We start from the raw sequence: 23,012 nt of genomic DNA on the forward strand, positions 1-23,012 counted from the left end.
TTGGTCGGCCTGGAGGCGCGGCACCGGTTGCCCGGGCGTCGTCACGTCGCGCGCGCGATCGGGTGGCGCTCGCGCGTGGGGGTGCTCGGCGATGCTAGTACGGGATGCTTTCGGCAACCTACGTGGTGACAGCGCGACTTCGTGGTGACAGCGCGGTCTCGCGCGTGCAGGGTGGGGAGGTGATCACCGTTGCACTCGCCAGGACCCTCCGCGACGCCGGCCTGCGCTGGCACCCCGAGACGGGCGACCGGTTCGTCATCGACAAGCCCGAGGTGGACGAGGACGTCTACACCGTGTCCGAGATGACCGTCGAACGACACGACTCCCCCACCGGCACGATCCTCGGCTTCAACGGGACGACCGAGTGGGCGCTCGACTCCGTGACCGCGTCGGAGTCGCTGTGGCTGCCGCGTGAGGACCAGTTGCGTGAGCTCCTCGGGCCGTCGTTCATCGGGTTGACCCGGGTGTCGGTGAACGGCCGGATCGTCTACACGGTCACCGCGACGATCGGCGGTGCTGACCGCAGCTTCGCGTCCGAGGTCCCCGCGATCGCCTACGGCCAGGCCCTGGAGGCGTACATCGCCGCTGCGCTGTCCTGAGGGGCACGCCCGGGGTCGCTGATCCTGGGCGTTGCCGGAATGGCTGCTGGGGGTCGTTTGGTTGCATGACACCATGACCGTTCCGAACATCACCCTGAACGACGGCAAGACCATCCCGCAGCTCGGCTTCGGCGTCTTCCAGATCGACCCCTCGTCGACCAAGGAAGCGACGCTCACGGCGCTCGAGGTCGGCTACCGCCACATCGACACCGCCGAGATGTACGGCAACGAGAAGGAGGTCGGCGAGGCCATCGCGTCGTCCGGCATCCCGCGTGACGAGATCTTCGTCACCTCGAAGCTCAACAACGGCTTCCACGACCCTTCGGCAGCTGCCGAGAACGGCAAGAAGTCGGCCGACCTGCTCGGCGGCTACACCGACTTGTTCCTCATCCACTGGCCGCTGCCCACCGTCTCGGACTTCGTGCCGACGTGGAAGGCGCTCGAGGAGCTCTACGCCGCCGGCACCTCCCGCTCGATCGGCGTCAGCAACTTCCAGGCGCACCACCTGCGCCGCCTGCGTGCCGAGACGGACGTCCCGCCGGCCGTGAACCAGATCGAGGTGCACCCGTACCTGGCCCAGGACGAGCTCCGCGCCGTGAACAGCGAGCTCGGCATCGCGACCGAGGCGTGGTCCCCGATCGCCCAGGGCCTCGTGCTCGACGACGAGACCATCACCCGCATCGCCGGCGCCACGGGCAAGAGCCCGGCGCAGGTCGTGCTCCGCTGGCACATCCAGCGCGGCGACATCGTGTTCCCGAAGTCGGTCACGCGTGCCCGTGTCGAGGAGAACTTCGCGATCTTCGACTTCGAGCTCTCCGACGAGGACATGACGGACATCACGACCCTCGACAAGGGCCACCGAACGGGTCCGGACCCCGACACGTTCGACTACGTCCCGGAGTAGTCAGCAGTTCCCACGAAGGGCGGTCGCGCGGTGCGCGGCCGCCCTTCGTCCGTCGGTGGCGCGGCGTGTGCGCGGCGTGTGCGCGGCGGCGCTCAGCCTGCGTGTGGCGTGTGCGCGGCGGCGCTCAGCCTGCGTGCCGCGTCACTCGGCGTTGCCGGTCGCGAGGATGCCGAGCGCCGAGTCGCCGGGCCGGGCGTCTGCCGGTGTGCTGATCACCGGCGACCACCGCAACAGAGCACCCGGCTCCTGCCGGAACCCGGAACCCGTCGCCAGTCCGTACGTCATCGTCGTGCCGTCGGCACTCCGCACGCCGCCACGCAGCACCAGGTTCGCGCTGGACGTCCACGTGCCGCCGGGAGCCCGGTAGGAGCCGGGGAGTGTCGTCTGGCCAGCGGCGAACGTCGTCCCCTCGGGCGCCGTCACGGTCACGGTTCCCGAGATGCGGGTGATCCGGGCGTGGACCGAGAGCGTCGTCGGCACCGCAGTGTCCGCACCTCGGTTCAGATCCGTCGCCGGCGACTCGGCCGGCCGGATGGGCTGCCAACCCGGGACGTCCTCGCGGTCGATCGGCTCGAGTCGGCCGTCCACGAGCCGGAAGGCCTGCGGGACGCCGCCGTCCTGGACTGATGCGCTGTCACGGTACGCCGCGAGCAACGCCGGTTCCTGGTGCGCGACGAGCAGGAACTGCCCGTCTCGGTAGGGGCGGTCCCCGAAGACGTCGTTGAGCACCGCACCGGTCTGATCGCCTCGGACCGAAGCAGCGGCGATCTCGGAGCCGTCCGTGTCCAGGTGCGCGATCGTCAGGTAGTCCCGCTCCGCCCACGACGTGTGCGACTTGTACGAGGTGACCGCCCGCCAGCGCAACCGCTCCTCCGCACCGTCGACGGCCAGGGACCCGACCACCCGGTTCCCCTGCCCCCGTGCAAGGACCGCGTTCCCGCCGACGGAGTCCGCCCGGACGACGATCGCGTCCTCGCTGCCGCTCGAGCTCCGGAGCACCACGGCCAGCTGCGCGGCTCCGGCTCCGACCGTGTCCGCGATGCCGATGGCCCCCGCAGCGGTCGCCGTGCCCCGCCCGCTGACGGTCCCGAGCCCGCCGACCGCGGGTGCCGGCAGGTTCCAGCGACCGAGCGGCACGTCCGGTACGGAGTCGCTCACCACCCCGACGGGTGGGTCGTAGGCCGGGATCTCGTGCTCGATGACCCGTTCCCGGGAGTCGACGTTGTCCCAGATGCGCTGGTCGAGATCGGGGTACACCGCGATGGTCGACCGGGTGGCGTCCGACATGGGGAACCCGAGGGCGTCGTAGAACGGCTCCAGGTTCCGGTCCGCGACGCGCGATGCCGTCCGGACGAAGAGCGCGTGCTTGTCCTCGGTGGTGAGGACGTTGAGGTTCGTCAACGCCGCCTCGACCCGCAGCGCCTGGAAGAAACGAGGCATGTAGCCGTCGCCGAACGCTCGTCGGAGCTGCTCCCATGCGAGCAGTCGGATCCGATCGTGCGCGGTGAGCCAGTCGCGATCGTCCGACGCGAAGTACGCCTCGAAGTCCCGGACGCTCTCGTCCCACCGGCTCCCGAAGCCCAGACCGTCCTGGACGGCGAGGGAGGACAGGTTGGTGACGGTCTCCGACGTCCCCGGGAACAGGTTGATCGGCGCTTCATAGGTGTGGCCGATCTCGTGCCACAGGGCCCACTGCGCGGCAGGTGCCTCGGCGAACAGCTCCCTGGCGGCACCGGTGTCGACCTGGAACATGATGCGGGTGCTCGTCGCGTTGGCGAAGCCTGCGCCCGTGTCGGGCGAGACGATGTGGATCCGGTGCGGGTGCTTCCGGGACGTGCCGACCGCTCCGTCGACCAATCCGTACGTGGCGTTCGTCAGCTCCACGACCCGATCCCAGTTCGCCGTGCGCGCCTCGAGGTCATCGGCTGCGATCGCGGCCCCGGTCTTCGGCTTCTGGAAGTCGCCGAACATCCGCTCCGCGACGACCTCGACGAACGGCGCGTCGCCGAACCGACGCATCTGCTCCGCGAACGACGCGTTCGTGGATTCGCCGCGGACGAAGACGGGGACGGCGGTGCCGCCGGTGAGCGTGGCCGTCACGTGCCCAGCAGCAGCGGTGCTGACCAGCGAGACCATGCCGTCGTGGGGTGCGGTGACGACGTTCGTCCCCGCCGAGAGCGCCGTGCGGTGGTACCCGACCTCGCGACCGTCGTTGTGCGCGGCGTACGGACCCATCAGCCCGATGGCGACCTCCATCGCCGGGGCACCCGCGGGCACGTCGACGCTGATGTCCTGGCCGCGCGCGACGAACCGCGCGGCCGGCTGCAGGTCGCTGTGGGTGTACTTCCTGCCCTCGAGCTCGGCGGCTGCGGCCGCCGTGCCGATCCCGTGCACCAGGACGCGCGTCGAGGAGCCGTCGTCCGAGTGCTGGATCGAGGTCTCGTGCGGATCGCCCACGGCGGATGCAGTGGGTGCGTTCACGGCGTACGTGATGCCGAGCAGGGAGACGGCGGTGACCGCGAGTGCGATCTTGAGTCGGGACATATTCGGTATTTTACATGTCTCCGACCGACGAATCCCGAACGGCGACTACCAGTCCTGGGCCGGGCGCTCCACGCGGGGCGGCAAGGTCGAGGTCGTCGGCATCACCGTCACGCTCGATCGCTCCGACGCGACGCGGTGACCGTGAACCGGTCGGTGCGCGTGATCTGCCGGGTCGGCCCGACGACACGTTCCAGCACCGACCGGTACCGCAGGTGCGAGTTCCAGACACACCACAGTTCACCGCCGGACTGGAGGATCGTGGCCGCGTTCCGGAACATCGCTTCGGCCGCGTCGGTGGTCACCGTGGTGTCCGCGTGGAACGGCGGGTTGCAGAGCACCAGCTGGGCGGACCCGGCTGCGAGCTCGTCGCCGGCGTCGGTGCGCAGTGCCGTCACCCGGTCCGCGACGCCGTTCGCCTCAGCCGTGGCCCGCGTCGAGGCCACCGCGATCCGGGACACGTCGGTCGCGACGACCTGGACGTTCGGTCGACGCAGCGCGATCGCCGCTGCGATGACGCCGTTGCCGGAGCCGAGGTCGACGACGGTCCGCGCGGTCGGCACGGCGCCGTCCATCGCTTCGAGCAGTACCCGGGTGCCCTGGTCGAGCGAAGCACCGGCGAACACCCCACCGTGTGCGACGAGGGTCATCCCGAGGTCGTCGACGTGCACCGACCGGGGCCACGGGTTGGTCGCGGCCGCACGGTTGGCCTGGGCGCGCAGCGGGTCCTGCGCGATGAGCAGCCGCGATTTCCCCCGCCCCCGCGACGCCGTGACCTCGCCGAACGAGCGGCGCAGCACGTCGTTCTGCGACACGTGCATGTACTTCACGTTGCCGCCGCACAGCAGCACGACGTCGGGAGCGGCGAACCGAGCAACTGCTCGGGCGATCTCGTCGAGCCGGTCGTGCGACTTCGACAGCCGCAGCACCACGAGCCGGACGTCGCGGAAGGCATCTTCGAGCGAGTCGGGGTGGTGGAAGCCGCGCAGCCCGAACGTGCCGGCGTTCGCTTCGAGGGCCCGCTCCCCCACGAGCGAGTCCTGCACGACCCGGATGTCCGAAGCGCCGTACTGGGTGATGAGTCCGAGCGCCAGGACCCCGAGCCGATCGTCGACGACGGCGACCTCACCGGGCTGTCGCAGTGCGTCGCCGTGCACGTTCGGCGCCTCGTCGATGAGGAACCGGTCGGTGCCGTCGATCGCGATGAGATCCGGGGCGGAGTTGTCGCGGCGGCGGAAGAGGTCGGCGAAGTCTGGCACCGCGTCAGCGTACCGACCCGACATCCGTTTTCCTGTCGCTCGACATACCTGCAGGTTGATATACAACATATGGATATCCTGACAACTCCCCACCATCAGGAGTCCTCATGGCACCCTCCCCCTTCCGCGCGACTGCGCTCACCTGCACGGTCCTCGTCGCCACCCTCGGCGCCGGTCTCGCCGTTCCCCTCGCCGCGACCGCCGCTCCGACCACGCCGCCCTCGACTTCGTCCGCGGTCACCGCCTCGCCCGTCGACGACATCCCGGTCGACGCCGCACTCGCTGCACCACGCGTCCTCTCGATCACGAACACGACGGTCGGGTCGTCGTCGGTGATGGGCACCGCGGGCGGCGACGACGTCTACCTGCTCGTCGGCGGCGAGGTCGTCGACCGATCGATCGGCGACGGCGGCCTGTTCCAACTGTTCGCGCAGGACCGCCACAAGGACGCACAGCTCGACCTGGTGCGCGTCCACCGCGCTCCCGACGGCCGATCGTCCAGGACCGAGCGCATCGCGATGCCGCGCACGCTGCAGGTCGACGGTCTCCGCGAATCGAACCGGTTCACACCGGGAACCAACCGTTTCACCGGCTCGGCGACGGCCGGCGCGACGATCACCGCGACCGACGCCTCGGGTGCCGTGCTGTTCACCACCTCGGCCGGTCCGGCACGCGGAGCGCTCGGTTCGTGGACGGCGAGCACTGCTCTCGCGCCGGACACCACCTACGACATCACCTTCCGCCAGACGACGACGGACGGTCGCACGACGTCGATCGACCACGTCGCCTTCGAGTCGTCCGCTGCGCCCGCCCCGGTCCTGCGCGCCCTCGACCGTCGGCTGAGCGGTGAGTACCTGCTCCGCGGCTCCGTCCACACACGCGCGACGGCAGTCGAGGTGCAGACCGAGGACGGCACTCCGATCGCGTCGACCACACCGGCCAACGGGAGCTTCAGCATCCTGGTCCCCGCGAACCGCGTCGGCGAGACCGTGCTGCTCGTCGCGAAGTCCGGCAACGTCCCGTCGGCGACGACCGCGGTCGACCTCGGCCCGCTCGGTGAAGACCGCACCACCCCGCCGCCGGTCGTCCGCGACGTGCACGTGCACCCGGACGGCCGGGTCCAGGTGATCGGCGAGCGTCAGAAGACGAACGGCATCTGGGTGCTCGACGGCGACCGCGTCGTCGCGAGCTACCCGGGCGACAACGGCGGGTGGTCCTTCACCATCGGCAAGGAGTCCACCGGCAAGCAGCTCGACCTGGTCACGCTCGCGTTCAACGGCCAGCAGTACAGCGGCGTCTCCGAGCGCGTGGCCCTCCCGCGCCTGCTCGAGGTCGACGGCGTTCAGGACACGAACACCTACGTGCCCGGTCAGCGTGCGTTCTCGGGCACGGCCGAGGCGGGCGCGACCATCACAGCGGCCGACCAGGACGGCAAGCCGCTGTTCACCACCACGGCGAAGGCTGCCCGATCGGGCATCGCCACCTGGCGGGCCACTGCCGACCTCTCCGCCCACGACGGCTACACCCTCGCCTTCACGCAGACGACCGCCGACGGCCGCACCTCCGCCATGCGGGACATCGCGTTCACCGCCGAGGTGCAGGAGACCGTTCCGGTCACGGTGACGACGAAGACCGTCGTCCCCGGCATCTCGAACCACATCACGGGCACCGCGACCCCCGGCGCCACGTTCCGCGTCCTGAACCCCAGCGGCACGCAGATCGTCCCGGGTACGCACCCGGTCGCCGACGACGGCACCTGGTCCTTCGACCGCGTCGTGTCCAAGGGCGCCACCAAGCTCGACATCGTGATCGAACAGACCGTCAACGGCACCGCGACGAAGTCCGGCACCTTCTCCCTCGCCGCCGCCACCGATCGCGAGGTCACGGTGACGACGAAGACCGTGACCCCCGGCATCTCGAACCACATCACGGGCACCGCGACCCCCGGCGCCACGTTCCGCGTCCTGAACCCCAGCGGCACGCAGATCGTCCCGGGTACGCACCCGGTCGCCGACGACGGCACCTGGTCCTTCGACCGCGTCGTGTCCAAGGGCGCCACCAAGCTCGACATCGTGATCGAACAGACCGTCAACGGCACCGCGAAGAAGTCCGGCACCTTCTCCCTCGCCGCGAGCTGAGCACACCACGCACCACGCACCACGCACCACGCACCACGCACCACGACGACAGCACCACGACGACAGCACCCCCGAGGCCCAGCAGCCTCGGGGGTGCTGCGGCGTCCGGGCCCCGTACGTCGGCGCCCTGACCCCGCACCTCGGCGTCAGCCCGTCGTCACCCTCGCCCCGCCACTCGCGATCCGGACCCGTGCCGTCCCCCAGGTGTTGCCCCGGACGGCGAAGTGGTTGTCAGCGCTCCCGAAGCGGACCGCGACGACGAGCGCACGCCGCGCGGAGTCGAAGTGGTTCCCCGTGATCGCCCCGTCGTTCGCGCCGGCAGGCACGTTCACCCCGACCCCGGCCCCACCGACACCGACCACCCGGTTCCCACGGATCGTGACGGCCGCGTTCGAGTGGGCGAGACAGACGCCGTTGTCGACGCTCGCCTCGATCCGGTTCCCGTCGATGGTCATGCCTCGGGTCAGCTTCAGGAGGATGCCACCCTCGCCCGGAGCACCACCGCCACCCGTCAGGACGTTGTCCGACACGGTCCCCGTCGCGCGCGGCCGGGTGGAGCCGACCGTCGTCCCCGCCCCGCTCACGACGATCGCGGAACCCGGTGCGAGGTCGGACGACCTGGTCACGGTGTTGCCCGCGATCACGATGCCGATCGGAGCGACGCTCGTCTGTTCGCGGTCGTGCGGGTCCTTCGACGGCACGGCGGCGATGCCGACCCGGCACCCCGACACGACGTTGCCACGGATCTGGATGTCCTCACCCGCGTGGGTGTCGATGCCCTCCCACTCGGGGACGTCGGTGATGCGGTTGCCCGTCACGCGGACCCGCGCCGATCGCCGAGCGTGCGCGGGGTCCCACCGCGCGTCACGCGTGAGGGTGATGCCGTAGGAGTTCACCCGGTCGCCGGGTTGTCGGACGTCCCGAACTGCGTTGCCGTCGATCAGGCCGTCGACGACTCCGACACCGACGATGCCGGCGTACCCCAACCGTTCCATGGTCGTGCCGGTGACCCGGAACCGGTCGCAGTACTCGAGGTGCACGCCGTCGTGCGGGATGTCGTGGAAGCGGCCGCGACGCACCGTGATGCCGCGCAAGGGCGCCCCTCGACTCCCCACGACCGGCGATGCCGTGTCCGGCGCCGCCGGGGTCGGCACCGGTCCCCGTGACCACGGCGTCGACGATCTCGACGTCGGACGCCTCGATCACGATCGCGGTCGCGTCCGTCACCATCGTGATCGCTCCGGTACCGGTGAACCGCATCCGGAGCGGCCGCCGGAGCACGAGGCTCCGCGAGCGTCTCCAGGCGCGGTCCACGACGAAGTCCCCTCCGGAGGGCACGGCATCGACCGAAGCCTGCAGGGCATCGGTGCCGACGTCGTCAGCTGCCTCGGTCGCAGCAGGACGCCGCAGTGCGACCACCGCGGTCAGTCCGACGCCACCGGCCGCCGCCGCGAACAGTGTCCGGCGACGGAGCCGTCCGGCCGGGCCCCTCTGGTCATCCACCACGTTCACTCCCTCGGCGGGGCGGTCACTCACCCCTGCAGGCGCGACCCTACGGCGCTCCCCGCACACTGTCCACTCGTTGGTATTCCAGCATACGAGGCACATTCTGTATCTCGCGTTGCCGGATAGGCGATGGGTTTTCACGCCTGATATGTTGCGTGCCATCCGGACCCTCCGGACACCGACGGGCCTGCCCGTCCGCCCTCAGAGACGAGAGAGACACATCGATGAAGAGACACCCCCGCAGGAGCGTGGCACTCACCGCCACCGGCCTGACCGCCCTGACGATCGCTGCGACCGCCGGGCTCTCCCCGGCGAACGCGGCGGCAGCGGACGAGTCGGGCCGAACCCTGGTCGGCCCCCTCGTGACCGAGACCTCGGCCTTCGCCGGTGACGCGTCGATCCCGACGTTCAGTGCACCGTCGGCGGCGCCGGCCGGCGCGGAGATCCCGGCGAACCGGGCGAACACCCTCGCCGCGGCGCGGGCTGCCGCCGTCCGGTGGAGCATCCCCGCCCCCGGGGCGGTCACCACCGTCCGGCCGCTCTCCGATCCGGACCTGTGCCTCACGGCGGCGACGGCCTCGATCACGAGCTACTCGCCGGTCACGCTCGAGACCTGCGTCGACGGTGAGGCGAAGCAGCGGTTCCGCACCGCGGCGAACACCGGCTCGAACAACCCGATCGGCACCGGTCTGCAGTCGACCTACAACCGTGGCTTCCTCGGCCTGTTCAACACCGACCGCGTCATGCGCCTGCAGTCCCAGAACGTCGCCGACCGGCTGCCGAACACCGAGGACTTCACGCCGAACTTCAGCGCCCGCGTCGACTCGACCGACGTCTCGACGCGGAGCGCCCAGATCTCCGGCACGGGGACGCCGGACGCGACGGTCCTCATCGACGGCCGGAACCCGCAGCCGGTCGACGAGCTCGGGCGTTGGACGGCACGCGTCACGAACCTCCCGCTCGGGACGAGCACCATCGCACTCGAGCAGTACGAGGGCACGGAGCGGACCGGGTCGACCGAACTCCAGGTCACGCTGACCACGGCGCCGCTGACGTTCGAGGCGGCGTTCACCCCCGGCGACCTGACGGCACCGGTGACGGCGAGCGGCACGGCGCAGGCCGGTGCTGAGGTCCGGCTGTACGACGCCGCGGGGAAGCAGCTGGGCGAGTCGGTCACGGCCAGCCGCAGCGGCGACTGGGAGACCACCATCCCGGCACCTGACGCCGGCGGTGTGATCGCAGTCACGGCTGCGCAGTTCATCGACGGGGCCCGCGACACCGAGCACGAGGTGACGCGCGAGGTCGACTACGGCACCGCGGTCAGCCTCACCGCCCCAGGGGACGGCGACGCACACAGCGGCGGCTCGGTCGCGATGTCCGGCAGTGGCGAAGCAGGGTCGGCCATCCACGTGGTCGAGGTGACCGCGGACGGCGAGCGCGTCGTCGGTCGCAGCGCCGAGGGCGTCCTGCCCACCGGCCGCTGGTTCGTCGACACGGAGGACCTCGACCGCGCTGAGCACGTCCTGCGGGTCGTCCAGGGTTCGAAGGGCGCCAACACCACCACGGCAGAGGTCACGATCAACCCCGGCGAGACCGGCCGTCTGACCGCGGTGCGGCTCTCGGGTCCGCAGACCGTCACCCCCGGGGTGTCAAACCACATCTCCGGCACCGGTGAACCCGGCGCGACCTTCCGCGTCCTGAACGCCTCGGGCACGCAGATCGTCCCCGGCGAGCACCAGGTCGACGACGCGGGCAACTGGTCGTTCGACCGGGTCGTGACCAACGGTGCGACGAGCTTCGAGTTCATCATCGAGCAGACCAAGGGCGACCAGGGGCCGGAGCCGTCCGAGCTGTTCAGCATCGCCGCCAACCAGGGCTTCGCGCCCATCGAGACCAGCACCCGGGCCGTCGACCCGGGCGAGGTGAACACCTTCGAGGGCACCGGTCCCGCCGGGGCGACGCTCCTCGTGCTCAACGCCTCGGGCAACCAGATCGTGGCGGACCCGGTGACGGTCAGCGACGACGGCACCTGGAGCTTCGAACGGGCCGTCTCGCGCGGTGCCAAGAAGTTCGACTTCAAGTTCGCGGTGTCGGTCTCCGGATCGGAGTTCACGACGTCGCTGTTCACCGTCCACGCGAACACCCGGTGACGTCCCGCTGACACGACGATGCCCCGGACCGATCGGTCCGGGGCATCGTCGCACGCCGAGGGTCAGCGCGGCCCGCGGTACAGCACGATCTGCGTGTTCCGCTGCGGCCGCGCACCGGCCCGCAGCGACACCGCGGCCCCGGTGGTCGTCGCCGCGAACACCCGCGCGCCGGGCCGGTTGATGAGCTGGTCCGCCAACGCGGTCTCGAGCTCGCGCACTCGGTCGCGTAGGTCCTTGTTCTCGTTCTCCAGGTCGAGCACTCGCCGGATTCCCTCCAGCGACACCCCCTCGGAGCCGAGGCGCGCGATCTCGCGCAACTGCGCGACATCGCGCATCGAGTAGCGGCGGGAACCGCCGCGGGTCCGCCCGGGCACGACCAGACCGAGCCGGTCGTACTGCCGCAGCGTCTGCGGGTGCATCTCGGACAGCTCCGCGGCGACCGCGATCGCGAAGACGGGCGAGTTCTCGTCCATGTCGGTCATGGCGTGTTCCTTCCGTCGTTCGCGTGGGGTGAAAACCAGCCTGGAGGCTCGGTGCGGCTTCCTGACGGAGCCGCGCCGTTCCTCCAGGCCGGTCTACTGCTGTGGTTGCGTGACGCTAGTCGCGCGCCTTGGCGAGGATGTCCTCGCGCGGGTTCTCGTCGGGCAGGGTCGCCGCGAGTGCCTCGACGGCCTCGCGCTGCTTGTCCGACAGGTGCGACGGCACCGCGACCTGGACGGTCGCGAGCAGGTCGCCCGTGCCGTTCTTCGTCGCGACGCCACGGCCCTTGACGCGCAGGACGCGACCCGACGGCGTGCCGGGAGCGACCTTCAGCTTGACGGGCGAACCGCCGAGCGTCGGGACCTCGATCGTCGCGCCGAGGGCTGCCTCGACGAACGTCACGGGGACGTCCACCCGCAGGTTCAGACCATCGCGCTCGAAGACCGGGTGCTTGCGGACCGAGACGGCGACCACCAGGTCACCAGCCTCGCCGCCGTCGGGCGAGGGTTCGCCCCGACCGCGGAGCCGGATCTTCTGGCCGTCCGCGACCCCCGCGGGGATGCGGACGTTCACCGGTCGACCGTTGCCCTGCGACAGCTTGACGGTGTCGCCGGCGATCGCCGTGGTGAAGTCGAGCGTCGTCGACGCCGTGACGTCGCGACCCTTCGTCGGTCCACCGAAGCCGCGGTAGCCGCCGGAGGTCTGCCCGAAGCCACCACCGCCGCCGAACATCCCGCCGAGGATGTCCTCGAAGCCGCCCGCACCGCCCGGGCCGCCCTGGCCGAAGCGGACGCGCTGTCCGCCCCCGCCCTGCTGCTGCCCGAACATCCCGCCGAAGACGTCCTCGAAGCCGCCGCCCTGGCCCCCGCCGCCCGCTGTGAAGCGGGCGCCGGAGCCCATGGCGCGGACCTGGTCGTACTCCTGGCGCTGCTCCTTGTCGGAGAGCACCGAGTAGGCCTCGCTGATCTCCTTGAAGCGGTTCTCCGCCGCGGCGTCACCCGGGTTGGAGTCCGGGTGGAACTGCCGCGCGAGCTTCCGGTAGGTCTTCTTCAGCTCGGCCTCCGACGCGTCCTTCGACACTCCGAGGACCTTGTAGAAGTCCTTGTCGAACCAGTCCTGACTGGCCACTGGTACCTACCTTCCGTTCCGGCTCAGGCCGGGACCGCCACCGCGACCTTGGCCGCACGCAGGACGCGCTCGCCGAGCTTGTAGCCCGGCTCGACGACGTCCGCCACGGTCTGGCCGGTGGCACCCGGGGTCGGGAGCTGGACGATCGCCTCGTGGATGTTCGGGTCGAAGGCTTCACCCTTCTCGCCGATCTGCACGAGCTTGAACTTGTCGAAGCCCCCGCGGATCTTCTGGCCGATGACCTGCATCGGACCCTCGGCGAGGTCACCGTGGGCCTCGGCCCGGGTGAGGTCGTCGAGCGCCGGCAGCAGGGCCCGCACCACCTCGGCGATGGCGACCTCGCGGTTCGCCTCACGGTCACGCTCGACACGCTTCCGGAAGTTCACCAGCTCGGCCTGTGCACGGAGCATGTCCGCACGCATCTCGGCGACGAGGTCGCGGTCCGTGTCGGACAGCTTGTCCTCCTGGATACCGCGGGCTGCGTCATCGAGCAGGGCCTGGTCCTCCGGGGAGAGGTCGTTCGCCGCGTCCGTTGCCGGGCCGCCGGCGGCGGGGCCGTCGGTCGGTACTTCGACGTCGGGCCCCTCGGCCTCGATGAGGTCCTCGGGCTCGGCCGCGTTCGTGGCGTCGCCCTCGACCTGAGGGTCTTCCTCGTTCGGCACGTTGTCCTTGGGATCCGTCATCGTTACTTCTTGTCCTTGTCGTCCTCGTCGTCCACGACCTCGGCGTCGACGATGTCCTCGTCGTCGGCCGGCTGCTCACCCGCGGGCTGCTCGCCACCGGCTGCACCGGCTGCTGCGTCCTGCTGGCTGTAGATGGCCTGTCCGAGCTTGCCCTGCGACTCGTTGAGCTTGTCGAAGGCCGTCTTCACGGCGTCCTCGTCCTCGCCCGCGAGCGCCGACTTGAGCGCGTCGACGTCGGCCTGCACCTCGGACTTGACGTCCTCGGGGAGCTTGTCGTCGTTCTCCTTGATGAGCTTCTCGATCGAGTAGACGAGCTGCTCGGCCTGGTTGCGACGCTCGTTGGCCTCACGACGGGCCTTGTCCTCGGCCGCGTGCTCCTCGGCTTCGCGGACCATGCGCTCGATGTCCTCCTTCGGCAGCGACGAGCCACCGGAGATGACCATCGACTGCTCCTTGCCGGTGCCCTTGTCCTTCGCGGACACGTGCACGATGCCGTTGGCGTCGATGTCGAAGGTGACCTCGACCTGCGGGACGCCACGGGGAGCCGGCGCGATGCCGGTGAGCTCGAACGTGCCGAGCGGCTTGTTGTCGCGGGTGAACTCGCGCTCGCCCTGGAAGACCTGGATCGCGACCGACGGCTGGTTGTCGTCAGCGGTCGTGAAGGTCTCGCTCCGCTTGGTCGGGATCGCGGTGTTGCGGTCGATGAGCTTCGTCATCAGGCCGCCCTTGGTCTCGATGCCGAGCGACAGCGGCGTGACGTCGATGAGCAGGACGTCCTTGCGCTCGCCCTTCAGCACACCGGCCTGCAGTGCGGCGCCGACGGCGACGACCTCGTCCGGGTTGACGCCCTGGTTCGGGGACTTGCCACCGGTGAGCTGCTTGACGACCTCGGCCACGGCGGGCATGCGGGTCGAGCCACCGACGAGCACCACGTGCGCGATGTCGTTGACCGAGACACCGGCTTCCTTGATCACGTCGTTGAACGGCTTCTTGGTGCGGTCGAGCAGGTCGGAGGTCATCTGCTCGAACTGTGCGCGCGAGATGGTCTCGTCGAGGTTGAGCGGGCCCTCGGCCGTGAGCGTCAGGTACGGCAGCTGGATGTTCGCCGACATCTGCGACGACAGCTCCTTCTTGGCCTGCTCAGCGGCTTCCTTCAGGCGCTGCTTGGCGATCTTGTCCGTGGACAGGTCGACGCCGTGCTCGTCCTTGAACTTCTTGATCAGGTAGTCGACGATGCGCTGGTCCCAGTCGTCGCCACCGAGGCGGTTGTCACCGGAGGTCGCGCGGACCTGGATCGTCGAGAAGTCGTCGTCCTTGCCCACCTCGAGCAGGGAGACGTCGAACGTACCGCCACCGAGGTCGAAGACCAGGATGAGCTCGTCTTCCTTGCCCTTGTCGAGGCCGTAGGCCAGAGCGGCCGCGGTCGGCTCGTTGATGATGCGGAGGACGTTGAGGCCGGCGATCTCACCGGCGTCCTTCGTGGCCTGGCGTTCGGCGTCGTTGAAGTACGCCGGCACGGTGATGACCGCGTCGGTGACGTCTTCACCGAGGTACTGCTCGGCGTCGCGCTTGAGCTTGCCGAGGGTGCGGGCCGAGATCTCCTGCGGCGTGTACTTCTTGCCGTCGATCTCGGTGGTCCAGTCGGTGCCGACGTGACGCTTGACCGACGCGATGGTGCGGTCGACGTTCGTCACGGCCTGGCGCTTGGCGGTCTCGCCGACCAGGACCTCGCCGTCCTTGGTGAAGGCGACGATCGACGGCGTGGTGCGGAGGCCCTCGGCGTTCGCGATGACGGTGGGCTCGCCACCCTCGAGAACGCTGACGACCGAGTTGGTGGTTCCGAGGTCGATGCCTACTGCACGTCCCATGTGTGGTGCTCCTTCTTGCTCGAGGTAAGTCGTTGGACTTGCGTCCGATGGACTCAACTCTACTCAGGACTCGGTTGACGTCAACTCCGGGAGGCCGAAGTTGCGTCGATCCCACTCAACTCCCAGGTCGCGCTTACCAGCAGGCTGGGTCGTTTTGTGAATATTTCACATGCTAGTATTGGCACATCATGTGCGGCACGAGCCGCTGCATGGACATCCTCCCGAGCGCCGCGTGAGCGGCCCGTCCTGAAAGATGCACATGTCAAGCAAGAAGAGGGCGGCCACCGCCCTGAAGTCCTTCGGCGCAGCGGGTCTCGCTGTCGCCACCATCGTGAGCGGGTTGTCCTTCGGTCCCGCCGCCGCTTCCGCGGCCGCCACCGAAACGAGTCCAACGGTCCGCGGCAAACTGGTCATGTATTCAACGCAATACAGCGTATGGGCGTCATACGGAAACCCGAACAGTACCGAGAGGATCCCGGTAAACAGGGGTACGAAAGCCTCGGTCACGACCAACTCAGGCGAATGGATCCTGCCCGCATTCGGTACCACCGGACCAATCAGGCCTGCCGCGGATCCAGACCGCTGCGTATGGGCCACTGGCCCTGGCTCTCGCCTCCGGCTCGGGAGCTGTGGCGGATCGCCCAGCGAGCAGTTTCGTTGGGCAAATGGAAACAAGGCCCTTCAATGGCAAGGCTCAAGCGCTGCCAATCAGTTCGCGGGCTGGGCCAGCGATGGGAACGCACATCTGACGAGCGCACCTGAGATCGACACATCACTGTTGACCGCCACACAGGATCTCGTTGCGCGTGTCGCGAGCACCGACAACATCGCGAAGAGCGCGGTCGTGTCCGGCACCGCAACCCCCGGCGCGAAGGTGACCATCGGGAGCCAGGAAACCACCGCGGACAGCTCCGACGGCTCCTGGTCCATCACCGTCACGGGCCTGAAGAACGGCGCGAACGAGCTCACCGCCATCCAGAAGGTCAACGGCACCGAGATCGACCGCAAGACCGTCACCGCGACCATCGTCGAAGGCGGCACCCTCGTCCCCGGCACCACCGACCCCGTCAACCTCCAGCGCGGAGCGACCACGGACGTCCCCTTCACGGTCAAGAACAACGAGACCCGCTCCGACATGGTCGGCCCCGTCGAGCTCACCGCCCCCACCGGCACCACGTTCGACGCCACCCAGACCACCGTCGCCGCGAAGTACCGCACCGGCGACACCGGCTCGTGGAACTCCTACGCCAAGCTCGACCTGAAGAACGCCGTCTTCAGCGACAACAACACCAGGGCCCGCTTCACCGTCGACACCGACGGCGGCAACATGGTCTCCGGCGAGCAGTACCGCTACACCCTCAAGGTCATCACCCCCGCCAACGCACAGTCCGGCGACTCGACCCTGAACTACACCTACGCCGGCACCAGCAACAAGGGCGCCTACCGCGCCCAGGGCTCCACCTCCACCAAGGTCAACACCGCAGCACTCACCGCGAAGGTCGACTCCGTCGACAACATCGCCAAGACCGCCACCGTGTCCGGTAAGGCAACCCCCGGCGCGAAGGTCTCGATCGGAAGCCAGGAAACCACCGCGAGCAGCTCCGACGGCTCCTGGTCCATCACGGTCACCGGTCTGAAGAACGGCGCGAACTCCCTCACCGCCATCCAGAAGGTCGGCAGCACCGAGATCGACCGCCAAACCGTCACCGCAACGATCACCCTCACTGCGATCACCGGCGCGGTGCCCAGCACCTACGCCGGCGGTACCACCGGCTGGGGCCGCATGGACGTCCAGCACGCGGGTATCGCCGGTCCCCTCACGATCAAGGCACCGATCGGGATGACGTTCGCGGACGTCGACGCCCGACACGTGCGCGACGACGGCAGCCAGACGAACTACCGCATCTCGTACAACGCCGACCGGACCTCCGCGACCGTGGACGGCCCGACCAGCTCCCAGGCGTACTGGGGAACCTCCAACCAGTACGTCGCGTTCCGACTCGCAGTCGCAGCTGGGACGAACAACGGCACGCACCGTGGAACTGTGACCGTCGCAGGTCCTGATGGCGCCGCCGTGGCCGAGGGCGCCTACACGGTCGCCGTCGCCCCGAGCTCGATCTCCCCGATGCCGCAGTCGACCGTCGACCTGAAGCGCGGCAGCGACACCGATGTCTCGTACTTCGTCCAGAGCAACAACACGCAGACGAACCTCGAAGGCACCGTCGAGGTCGTCGCTCCCACCGGCACCACCTTCGCCCCGAACCAGACCAGAGTGGCCGGCCAGTGGCGGACGAACTGGAACGGCGACTGGGCTCCCTCGGCCAGCCTCGACCTGAAGAACGGCCGCGTCAGCGACAACGGCAAGAAGATGACGTTCGACCTGGGGCCGACGACCGGTAGCCAGAGCGCCGGCCAGCAGTTCCGCTGGAACTTCGCAATCAGCACGCCGCAGAACGCTGAGGTCAGTACGAGCGGGCTCACCTACAAGATGTCTGGCACCAGCAGCTTCGGCGGCTGGGAGGCGACCGGTAGTGCCCCGACCCGCATCGCAACGGCAGCGCTCACGGCGAAGGTCGACTCCGTCGACAACATCGCCAAGACCGCCACCGTGTCCGGCAAGGCGACCCCCGGCGCGAAGGTCTCCATCGGAAGCCAGGAAACCACCGCGAACGCTTCGACCGGCGCATGGACCCTCACGGTCACCGGCCTGAAGAACGGCGCGAACTCCCTCACCGCCATCCAGAAGGTCGGCAACACCGAGATCGACCGCACGACCGTCACCGCAACGATCGTCGAAGGCGGCACCCTCGTCCCGATCGCGCAGGGTCCGATCGACCTCACCCGGGACGGAACCACGAAGGTCCCCTTCGTCGTGCAGAACAACGAGACGCGCACGGGCACCAAGGGCACGGTCGTCCTCACCGCCCCTGCAGGCACCACCTTCCCGGCGCAGGCCACCGCGGGCGGCGAATGGCGAGTGGTCGGGGCCAGCGGCTGGTCGTCCTCACGGGCGATTCCGCTGACGAACGGTCGACTCTCCAACGACAACAAGACGCTGACGTTCGACGTCGACTGGCCCGCCAGCCACGCTGAACGCGAGCAGTACCGGTTCATGATCGACGTCACCACCCCCGCGAACGCTGCCGGTGGCGACAGCTCCATGGGCTTCGTCTTCGCCGGCACCAGTAACAAGGGCGCTCACCGTGCCGAGGGTTCCACGTCGACCAAGCTGAGCACCGCGCTCACGGCGAAGGTCGACTCCGTCGACAACATCGCCAAGACCGCCACCGTCTCCGGCAAGGCGACCCCCGGCGCGAAGGTCTCCATCGGAAGCCAGGAAACCACCGCGAACGCTTCGACCGGCGCATGGACCCTCACGGTCACCGGCCTGAAGAACGGCGCGAACTCCCTCACCGCCATCCAGAAGGTCGGCAACACCGAGATCGACCGCACGACCGTCACCGCAACCATCGTCGAGAACGGCGGGCTGAGCGCCGGGACGTCCCCGTCGACGACGCTCAAGCGCGGAGCGACGACCGGTGTCCCGTTCCAGATGCACACCGACGCAGCGATCGGCACCTACAACGGCGGCAAGATCGTCTTCACCGCACCCGAGGGCACCACCTTCCCGGCGCAGACCACGGCGCCGGCGCAGTACCGCATGGGTGCCAGCGACGGGTGGAAGGGCGACAGCCGCTTCGCACTCACGAACGGCGTCGTCAGCAACGACGGCAAGACCCTCACGTTCGACTGGCCCGCCGGCACCGGCGAGCCCGTCGGCCTCGACCGCAAGTGGACCGTGCAGGTCGCAGCACCCGCCGACATCGCGATCGGCTCCGCCGCCCTCGGCGCACACATGACCGGCAGCACGAACCTCGGTTCCATCGACCTCACCGGCTCCTCGCCGACCATGGTGTACGCCGTTGCCCTCACCGCAACGGCCGGACCGGTCGACCACGGGGCGAAGAGCGTCGTGGTGTCCGGCACGGCAACCCCTGGCGCGTCGGTCTCGATCGGCGACCAGTCCGTGACCGCCGACCGGACCTCGGGCACCTGGTCGCTCACCGTCGGTGGCCTCGAGGTCGGCGACAACGAACTCGTCGTGATCCAGAAGATCAACGACCGCGAGATCGGCCGGGTGACCGTCACCGCGACGGTCGAGGGCAGTGCTGAACTGGCACCGATCACCCTCTCCGGTCCGGCCTCGGTGACCCCGGGCCGCTCGAACACCTTCACCGGCAAGGCCGAGCCGGGCGCGACCTACCGGGTGCTCAACGTCTCCGGTAACCAGATCGTCCCCGGAATCCGCGACGTCGACGACCAGGGCAACTGGACGTTCGACCGCGTCGTCTCCAACGGCGCATCGAACTTCCGCTTCGTGATCGAGCAGACGAAGAACGGCCAGGTCGCCACGTCCGAGCTGTTCACGATCAACGCCACGGCACTCGCCCCGGTGACGGTCCTCACGCCGGAACGGGTCACCCCGGGCCGCTCGAACACCTTCACGGGCAAGGCGGAGCCGGGCGCTACCTACCGCGTCCTGAACTACTCGGGCAACCAGATCGTCCCCGGCATCCACGACGTCGACAACGACGGCAACTGGACGTTCAACCGCGTCGTCTCCAACGGCGCACCGAACTTCCGGTTCGTGATCGAGCAGACCAAGAACGGTCAGGTCGAGAAGTCCGAGCTGTTCACCATCGACGCGGCTGCGCTCACCCCGGTGACGGTCCTCACGCCGGAACGGGTCACCCCGGGCCGCTCGAACACCTTCACGGGCACCGGTGAGCCCGGCGCCACGTACCGCGTGCTCAACATCTCCGGCACGCAGATCGTCCCCGGCACCCACGAGGTCGGCGACGACGGCAACTGGACGTTCAACCGCGTCGTCTCCAACGGCGCACCGAACTTCCGGTTCGTGATCGAGCAGACCAAGAACGGTCAGATCGAGAAGTCCGAGCTGTTCACCATCGACGCGGCGGACTTCGCTCCGGTGACCGTCCGCAACCGTGCGGTCACGCCCGGCGTGGTGAACACCTTCACCGGCACCGGTGAACCCGGCGCCACCTACCGCGTGCTGAACATCACCGGTACGCAGATCGTCCCCGGCACCTTCGAGGTCGACTCAGAGGGCGAGTGGCGCTTCGACCGCGCCGTCTCGCGCGGTGCGACCGAGTTCCGGTTCGCCCTGGAGCAGACCAAGAACGGCAAGACGGAGCTCAGCGAGCTCTTCACCCTGCCGGCCGACACCAAGTAGCACCCTCCGGCGGCCCCTCCTCTCGCAGTGCGCGAGAGGAGGGGCCGCCCCCACGCTCACCAGAGAGGAAACCCGATGAACACCACGATCTCCCGCGGTCTCGCGGCCGCATCCATCGCCCTCGTCGCCGCACTCGGCATGACGGCGTGCAGCCCCTCCGATGCCAAGGACCCCGCGCCGACGGCTTCCAGCACCGCGAAGGCCGCCCAGACCACCTACAACGAGTGCATCGACGGCGCCGTGCAGCTCTGGGACGACAACGCCGACTCGAAGAAGACGATCACGACGGACGACTGCGCCGCAGCGAACCTCATCAGCTCGGACCGCACGTACGAACTCGGCACGATCGGCACCATCACCGTCGAGGCGAGCAACGCCACGATCTCGGTCGCCTCGACGAAGAAGGTCTTCTTCAGCGGGTCGAACAACACCATCACCTACACGGGCGAAGCACCGAAGGTCGACGACCAGGGCAAGAAGAACACCATCAAGGCAGCCGACTGACACCAGCCCACCCTGCAGGGCCCCATCACCACCGTGACCTCCGAGAGGCCGAGGGCCGATCGGCCTCGGCCTCTCGGACTCGCGACGCAGCGAGACCTTGGGATCGGTGGAACCAGCACCTCCCGCGAAAGAGAGTCACATCTCCATGCCCAGAACCAAGTGCACCTTCACCACAGTGGGTGCAACGACGCTCACAGCGGCGGTCGTCCTCGCCGGCCTCGGCTTCGGCCCGGCCACAGCCGTCGCCGCACCGTCCGAGGAGGCCCAGTCGTCGGCTTCCTCCGCGTCCGAGGTGCCGACGACCGATGCCACCACGATCCCGGGGTCCGCCGGCGCCGAGGTCGTCACGTCCGACCTCCCTGCTCCGGTCGTCACGAACCCGCTCCGCCACGCCGATGGCGGCGGCGTCCGGTTCCAGTACACGGTCGCCGGCACGCCCGGCGCCGAGGTCTGGATCGAGGACCGCACCCCCGGTTTCGCCAAGGTCGGGACCATCGGCGCGAGCGGCACCGTGGTGATCGACACCCAACGCGGCCACGAAGGGGCAACCCTCCAGCTGCGCATCGGCTCGCGGGTCTCCGGGAACACTCGCGTCGAGACCGCGGACATCCCAGCGACACTTCCAGCCCCCAAGGTGAGCAGCGCGTACCGGTACACCGACGCGTTCCGTGACACGAAGTTCGTGTACACGATCTCCGGGACCGCCGGCGCGGAGGTCTGGCTCAACGACCGGGACCCCGACGACGCCCACGTGGGCACGATCGGCGAGGACGGAACCGCCGTCATCACGACCGATCGTGGGCACGGAGGCGCAACCGTGCTGCTCCGGCTCGCGGCACAGCAGTCCGAACGCGTGTCGATCGCGGTCGAGGACATCAAGAACCAGCTCCCCGCTCCGACCGTCACCGGGGCGACCCGGTACATCGACTCGAACGGCGACACGAAGTACGCATACACGATCACCGGCATCACGGGCGCGACGGCGCAGTACCGCACCCAGGCCGGCGACTTCACCAGGCTCGGCACCATCGTCGCCAACGGCGCCACCACCTTCACCGGTGCCGACGGCAAGACCGACGGCGAGATCGAGTTCCGCCAGCAGCTCAGCAGCAACGGGGACTCCCCGATCGTGGCGTTCCGAGCCAGCGACATCGTGGGCACGCTGGCGCCGGTGACGGTGACGACGAAGACGTACAACGCCGGCACCACGAACACGTTCGAGGGCACCGCGCATCCCGGCGCGCAGCTGCAGATCGTCAACAACTCCGGAACGGTCCTGGTCGACGGCATCTCCGTCGGCGCCGACCGCAAGTGGTCCTTCAGCCGTGCCATGTCGGCGAGCGCCACCGGCTTCGAGTTCAAGGTCGTCCAGGCGATGGACGGGAAGACCGCGACCTCGGAGCTCTTCCGCGTCGAGGCCGTGAAGGACTGGAAGCCCGGCACGGTCGACAACCAGTACGTGTCCTCGGGCGTGGTGAACACCTTCACCGGTACCGCGACGTCCGGTGCGACGATCCGCGTCCTGAACGTGTCGAACACCCAGATCGTGAACAACACCATCCGCGCGGACCAGAACGGCCGGTGGGCGTTCACCCGGGGCATCAGCAACGACGCCGCGAACTTCCGCATGAAGATCGAGCAGCGGCTCGGTGACGACGTCCGCACGAGTGCAGTGTTCACGATCGATGCTGCCCCGATCACGCAGGCGCGGATCACCGGTCCGTCGCGCCTGGTTCCGGGGGTCGCAAACACGTTCACCGGCACCGTCGACCCGGATGCCACGATCCGGATCCTGAACGGCTCCGGAACCCGGATCGTCGCACCGGACGACATCACCGTCGACGCGAACGGCACCATGACCTTCGACCGCGTGGTCTCCCGCACCGCGACCGAGTTCCGCTTCAAGGTCGAGCAGACCAAGGACGGGTACATCCGCACGTCGAACGTCTTCACGGTCCGGCCGTAGCTCCGCCACTGGCGGGTGATGAAGGGGAC

At 69.1% G+C, this 23,012-nt stretch carries 15 protein-coding genes; 8 read left to right on the top strand and 7 right to left on the bottom strand.

The features are described 5' to 3' along the window. The first annotated feature begins 179 nt into the window (after positions 1-179). Both HQQ88_RS14305 and HQQ88_RS14310 read left to right on the top strand, forming a co-directional pair. Positions 180-599 (top strand): pilus assembly protein CpaE, encoded by a 420-nt coding sequence (locus tag HQQ88_RS14305; RefSeq protein ID WP_173169835.1) that lies wholly within the window; start codon positions 180-182, stop codon positions 597-599. Between the two features lie 73 nt (positions 600-672). Next, positions 673-1,503, top strand: coding sequence for an aldo/keto reductase (locus HQQ88_RS14310; RefSeq protein WP_123293537.1), 831 nt, complete (start codon positions 673-675; stop codon positions 1,501-1,503). Positions 1,504-1,644: 141 nt separating this feature from the next. Here HQQ88_RS14310 and HQQ88_RS14315 read toward each other — a convergent pair whose 3' ends face one another. After that, positions 1,645-4,047 carry a M60 family metallopeptidase gene (locus HQQ88_RS14315; RefSeq protein WP_173169836.1) on the bottom strand — a complete coding sequence of 801 codons (2,403 nt, stop codon included), beginning with the start codon at positions 4,045-4,047 and terminating at the stop codon, positions 1,645-1,647. Here HQQ88_RS14315 and HQQ88_RS14320 point away from each other — a divergent pair. Then, entirely contained in the window at positions 4,034-4,186 is a 153-nt protein-coding gene (locus tag HQQ88_RS14320; protein WP_173169837.1) for a hypothetical protein, read from the top strand. The genes HQQ88_RS14315 and HQQ88_RS14320 overlap by 14 nt on opposite strands. Here the strand turns inward: HQQ88_RS14320 and HQQ88_RS20215 are convergent. Continuing rightward, on the bottom strand, positions 4,155-5,303 hold the full coding sequence (locus tag HQQ88_RS20215) for a class I SAM-dependent methyltransferase (protein ID WP_367917025.1): 1,149 nt from the start codon (positions 5,301-5,303) through the stop codon (positions 4,155-4,157). The genes HQQ88_RS14320 and HQQ88_RS20215 overlap by 32 nt on opposite strands. A gap of 107 nt (positions 5,304-5,410) precedes the next feature. Here HQQ88_RS20215 and HQQ88_RS14330 point away from each other — a divergent pair, with 107 nt between their 5' ends. Further along, positions 5,411-7,441: a hypothetical protein gene (locus HQQ88_RS14330; protein WP_173169839.1), complete on the top strand. Its 2,031-nt coding sequence runs from the start codon at positions 5,411-5,413 to the stop codon at positions 7,439-7,441. A 146-nt stretch (positions 7,442-7,587) separates the two neighbouring features. Here HQQ88_RS14330 and HQQ88_RS14335 read toward each other — a convergent pair whose 3' ends face one another. After that, a complete protein-coding gene (locus tag HQQ88_RS14335; protein WP_173169841.1) occupies positions 7,588-8,535 on the bottom strand; it encodes a right-handed parallel beta-helix repeat-containing protein in 948 nt (315 codons plus the stop codon). A 660-nt stretch (positions 8,536-9,195) separates the two neighbouring features. Here HQQ88_RS14335 and HQQ88_RS14340 point away from each other — a divergent pair. Further along, positions 9,196-11,097, top strand: a complete 1,902-nt coding sequence (locus HQQ88_RS14340; RefSeq protein ID WP_173169844.1) for a hypothetical protein — start codon at positions 9,196-9,198, stop codon at positions 11,095-11,097. A 62-nt stretch (positions 11,098-11,159) separates the two neighbouring features. Here the strand turns inward: HQQ88_RS14340 and HQQ88_RS14345 are convergent, their stop codons facing one another. From HQQ88_RS14345 to dnaK, 4 genes are all read right to left on the bottom strand, one after another. Continuing rightward, on the bottom strand, positions 11,160-11,570 hold the full coding sequence (locus HQQ88_RS14345; protein WP_123293837.1) for a MerR family transcriptional regulator: 411 nt from the start codon (positions 11,568-11,570) through the stop codon (positions 11,160-11,162). Between the two features lie 124 nt (positions 11,571-11,694). Beyond that, positions 11,695-12,705 (bottom strand): DnaJ C-terminal domain-containing protein, encoded by a 1,011-nt coding sequence (locus HQQ88_RS14350; protein ID WP_123293531.1) that lies wholly within the window; start codon positions 12,703-12,705, stop codon positions 11,695-11,697. 23 nt (positions 12,706-12,728) lie between these two features. Beyond that, positions 12,729-13,388 (bottom strand): nucleotide exchange factor GrpE, encoded by a 660-nt coding sequence (locus HQQ88_RS14355; protein ID WP_123672067.1) that lies wholly within the window; start codon positions 13,386-13,388, stop codon positions 12,729-12,731. 2 nt (positions 13,389-13,390) lie between these two features. Beyond that, positions 13,391-15,256 (bottom strand): molecular chaperone DnaK, encoded by a 1,866-nt coding sequence (gene dnaK / locus HQQ88_RS14360; protein WP_123293529.1) that lies wholly within the window; start codon positions 15,254-15,256, stop codon positions 13,391-13,393. A gap of 778 nt (positions 15,257-16,034) precedes the next feature. Here dnaK and HQQ88_RS14365 point away from each other — a divergent pair. From HQQ88_RS14365 to HQQ88_RS14375, 3 genes are all read left to right on the top strand, one after another. Beyond that, positions 16,035-20,513: a hypothetical protein gene (locus HQQ88_RS14365; protein ID WP_173169846.1), complete on the top strand. Its 4,479-nt coding sequence runs from the start codon at positions 16,035-16,037 to the stop codon at positions 20,511-20,513. 75 nt (positions 20,514-20,588) lie between these two features. Then, positions 20,589-21,017: a DUF3060 domain-containing protein gene (locus HQQ88_RS14370; RefSeq protein ID WP_173169848.1), complete on the top strand. Its 429-nt coding sequence runs from the start codon at positions 20,589-20,591 to the stop codon at positions 21,015-21,017. Positions 21,018-21,162: 145 nt separating this feature from the next. Continuing rightward, complete coding sequence (locus tag HQQ88_RS14375) at positions 21,163-22,983, top strand: hypothetical protein (protein ID WP_173169850.1); 1,821 nt, start codon at positions 21,163-21,165, stop codon at positions 22,981-22,983. Positions 22,984-23,012: the final 29 nt, after the last annotated feature.

This window comes from Curtobacterium sp. VKM Ac-2861, from assembly GCF_013204965.1.
In the GTDB taxonomy this organism is placed as follows: domain Bacteria; phylum Actinomycetota; class Actinomycetes; order Actinomycetales; family Microbacteriaceae; genus Curtobacterium.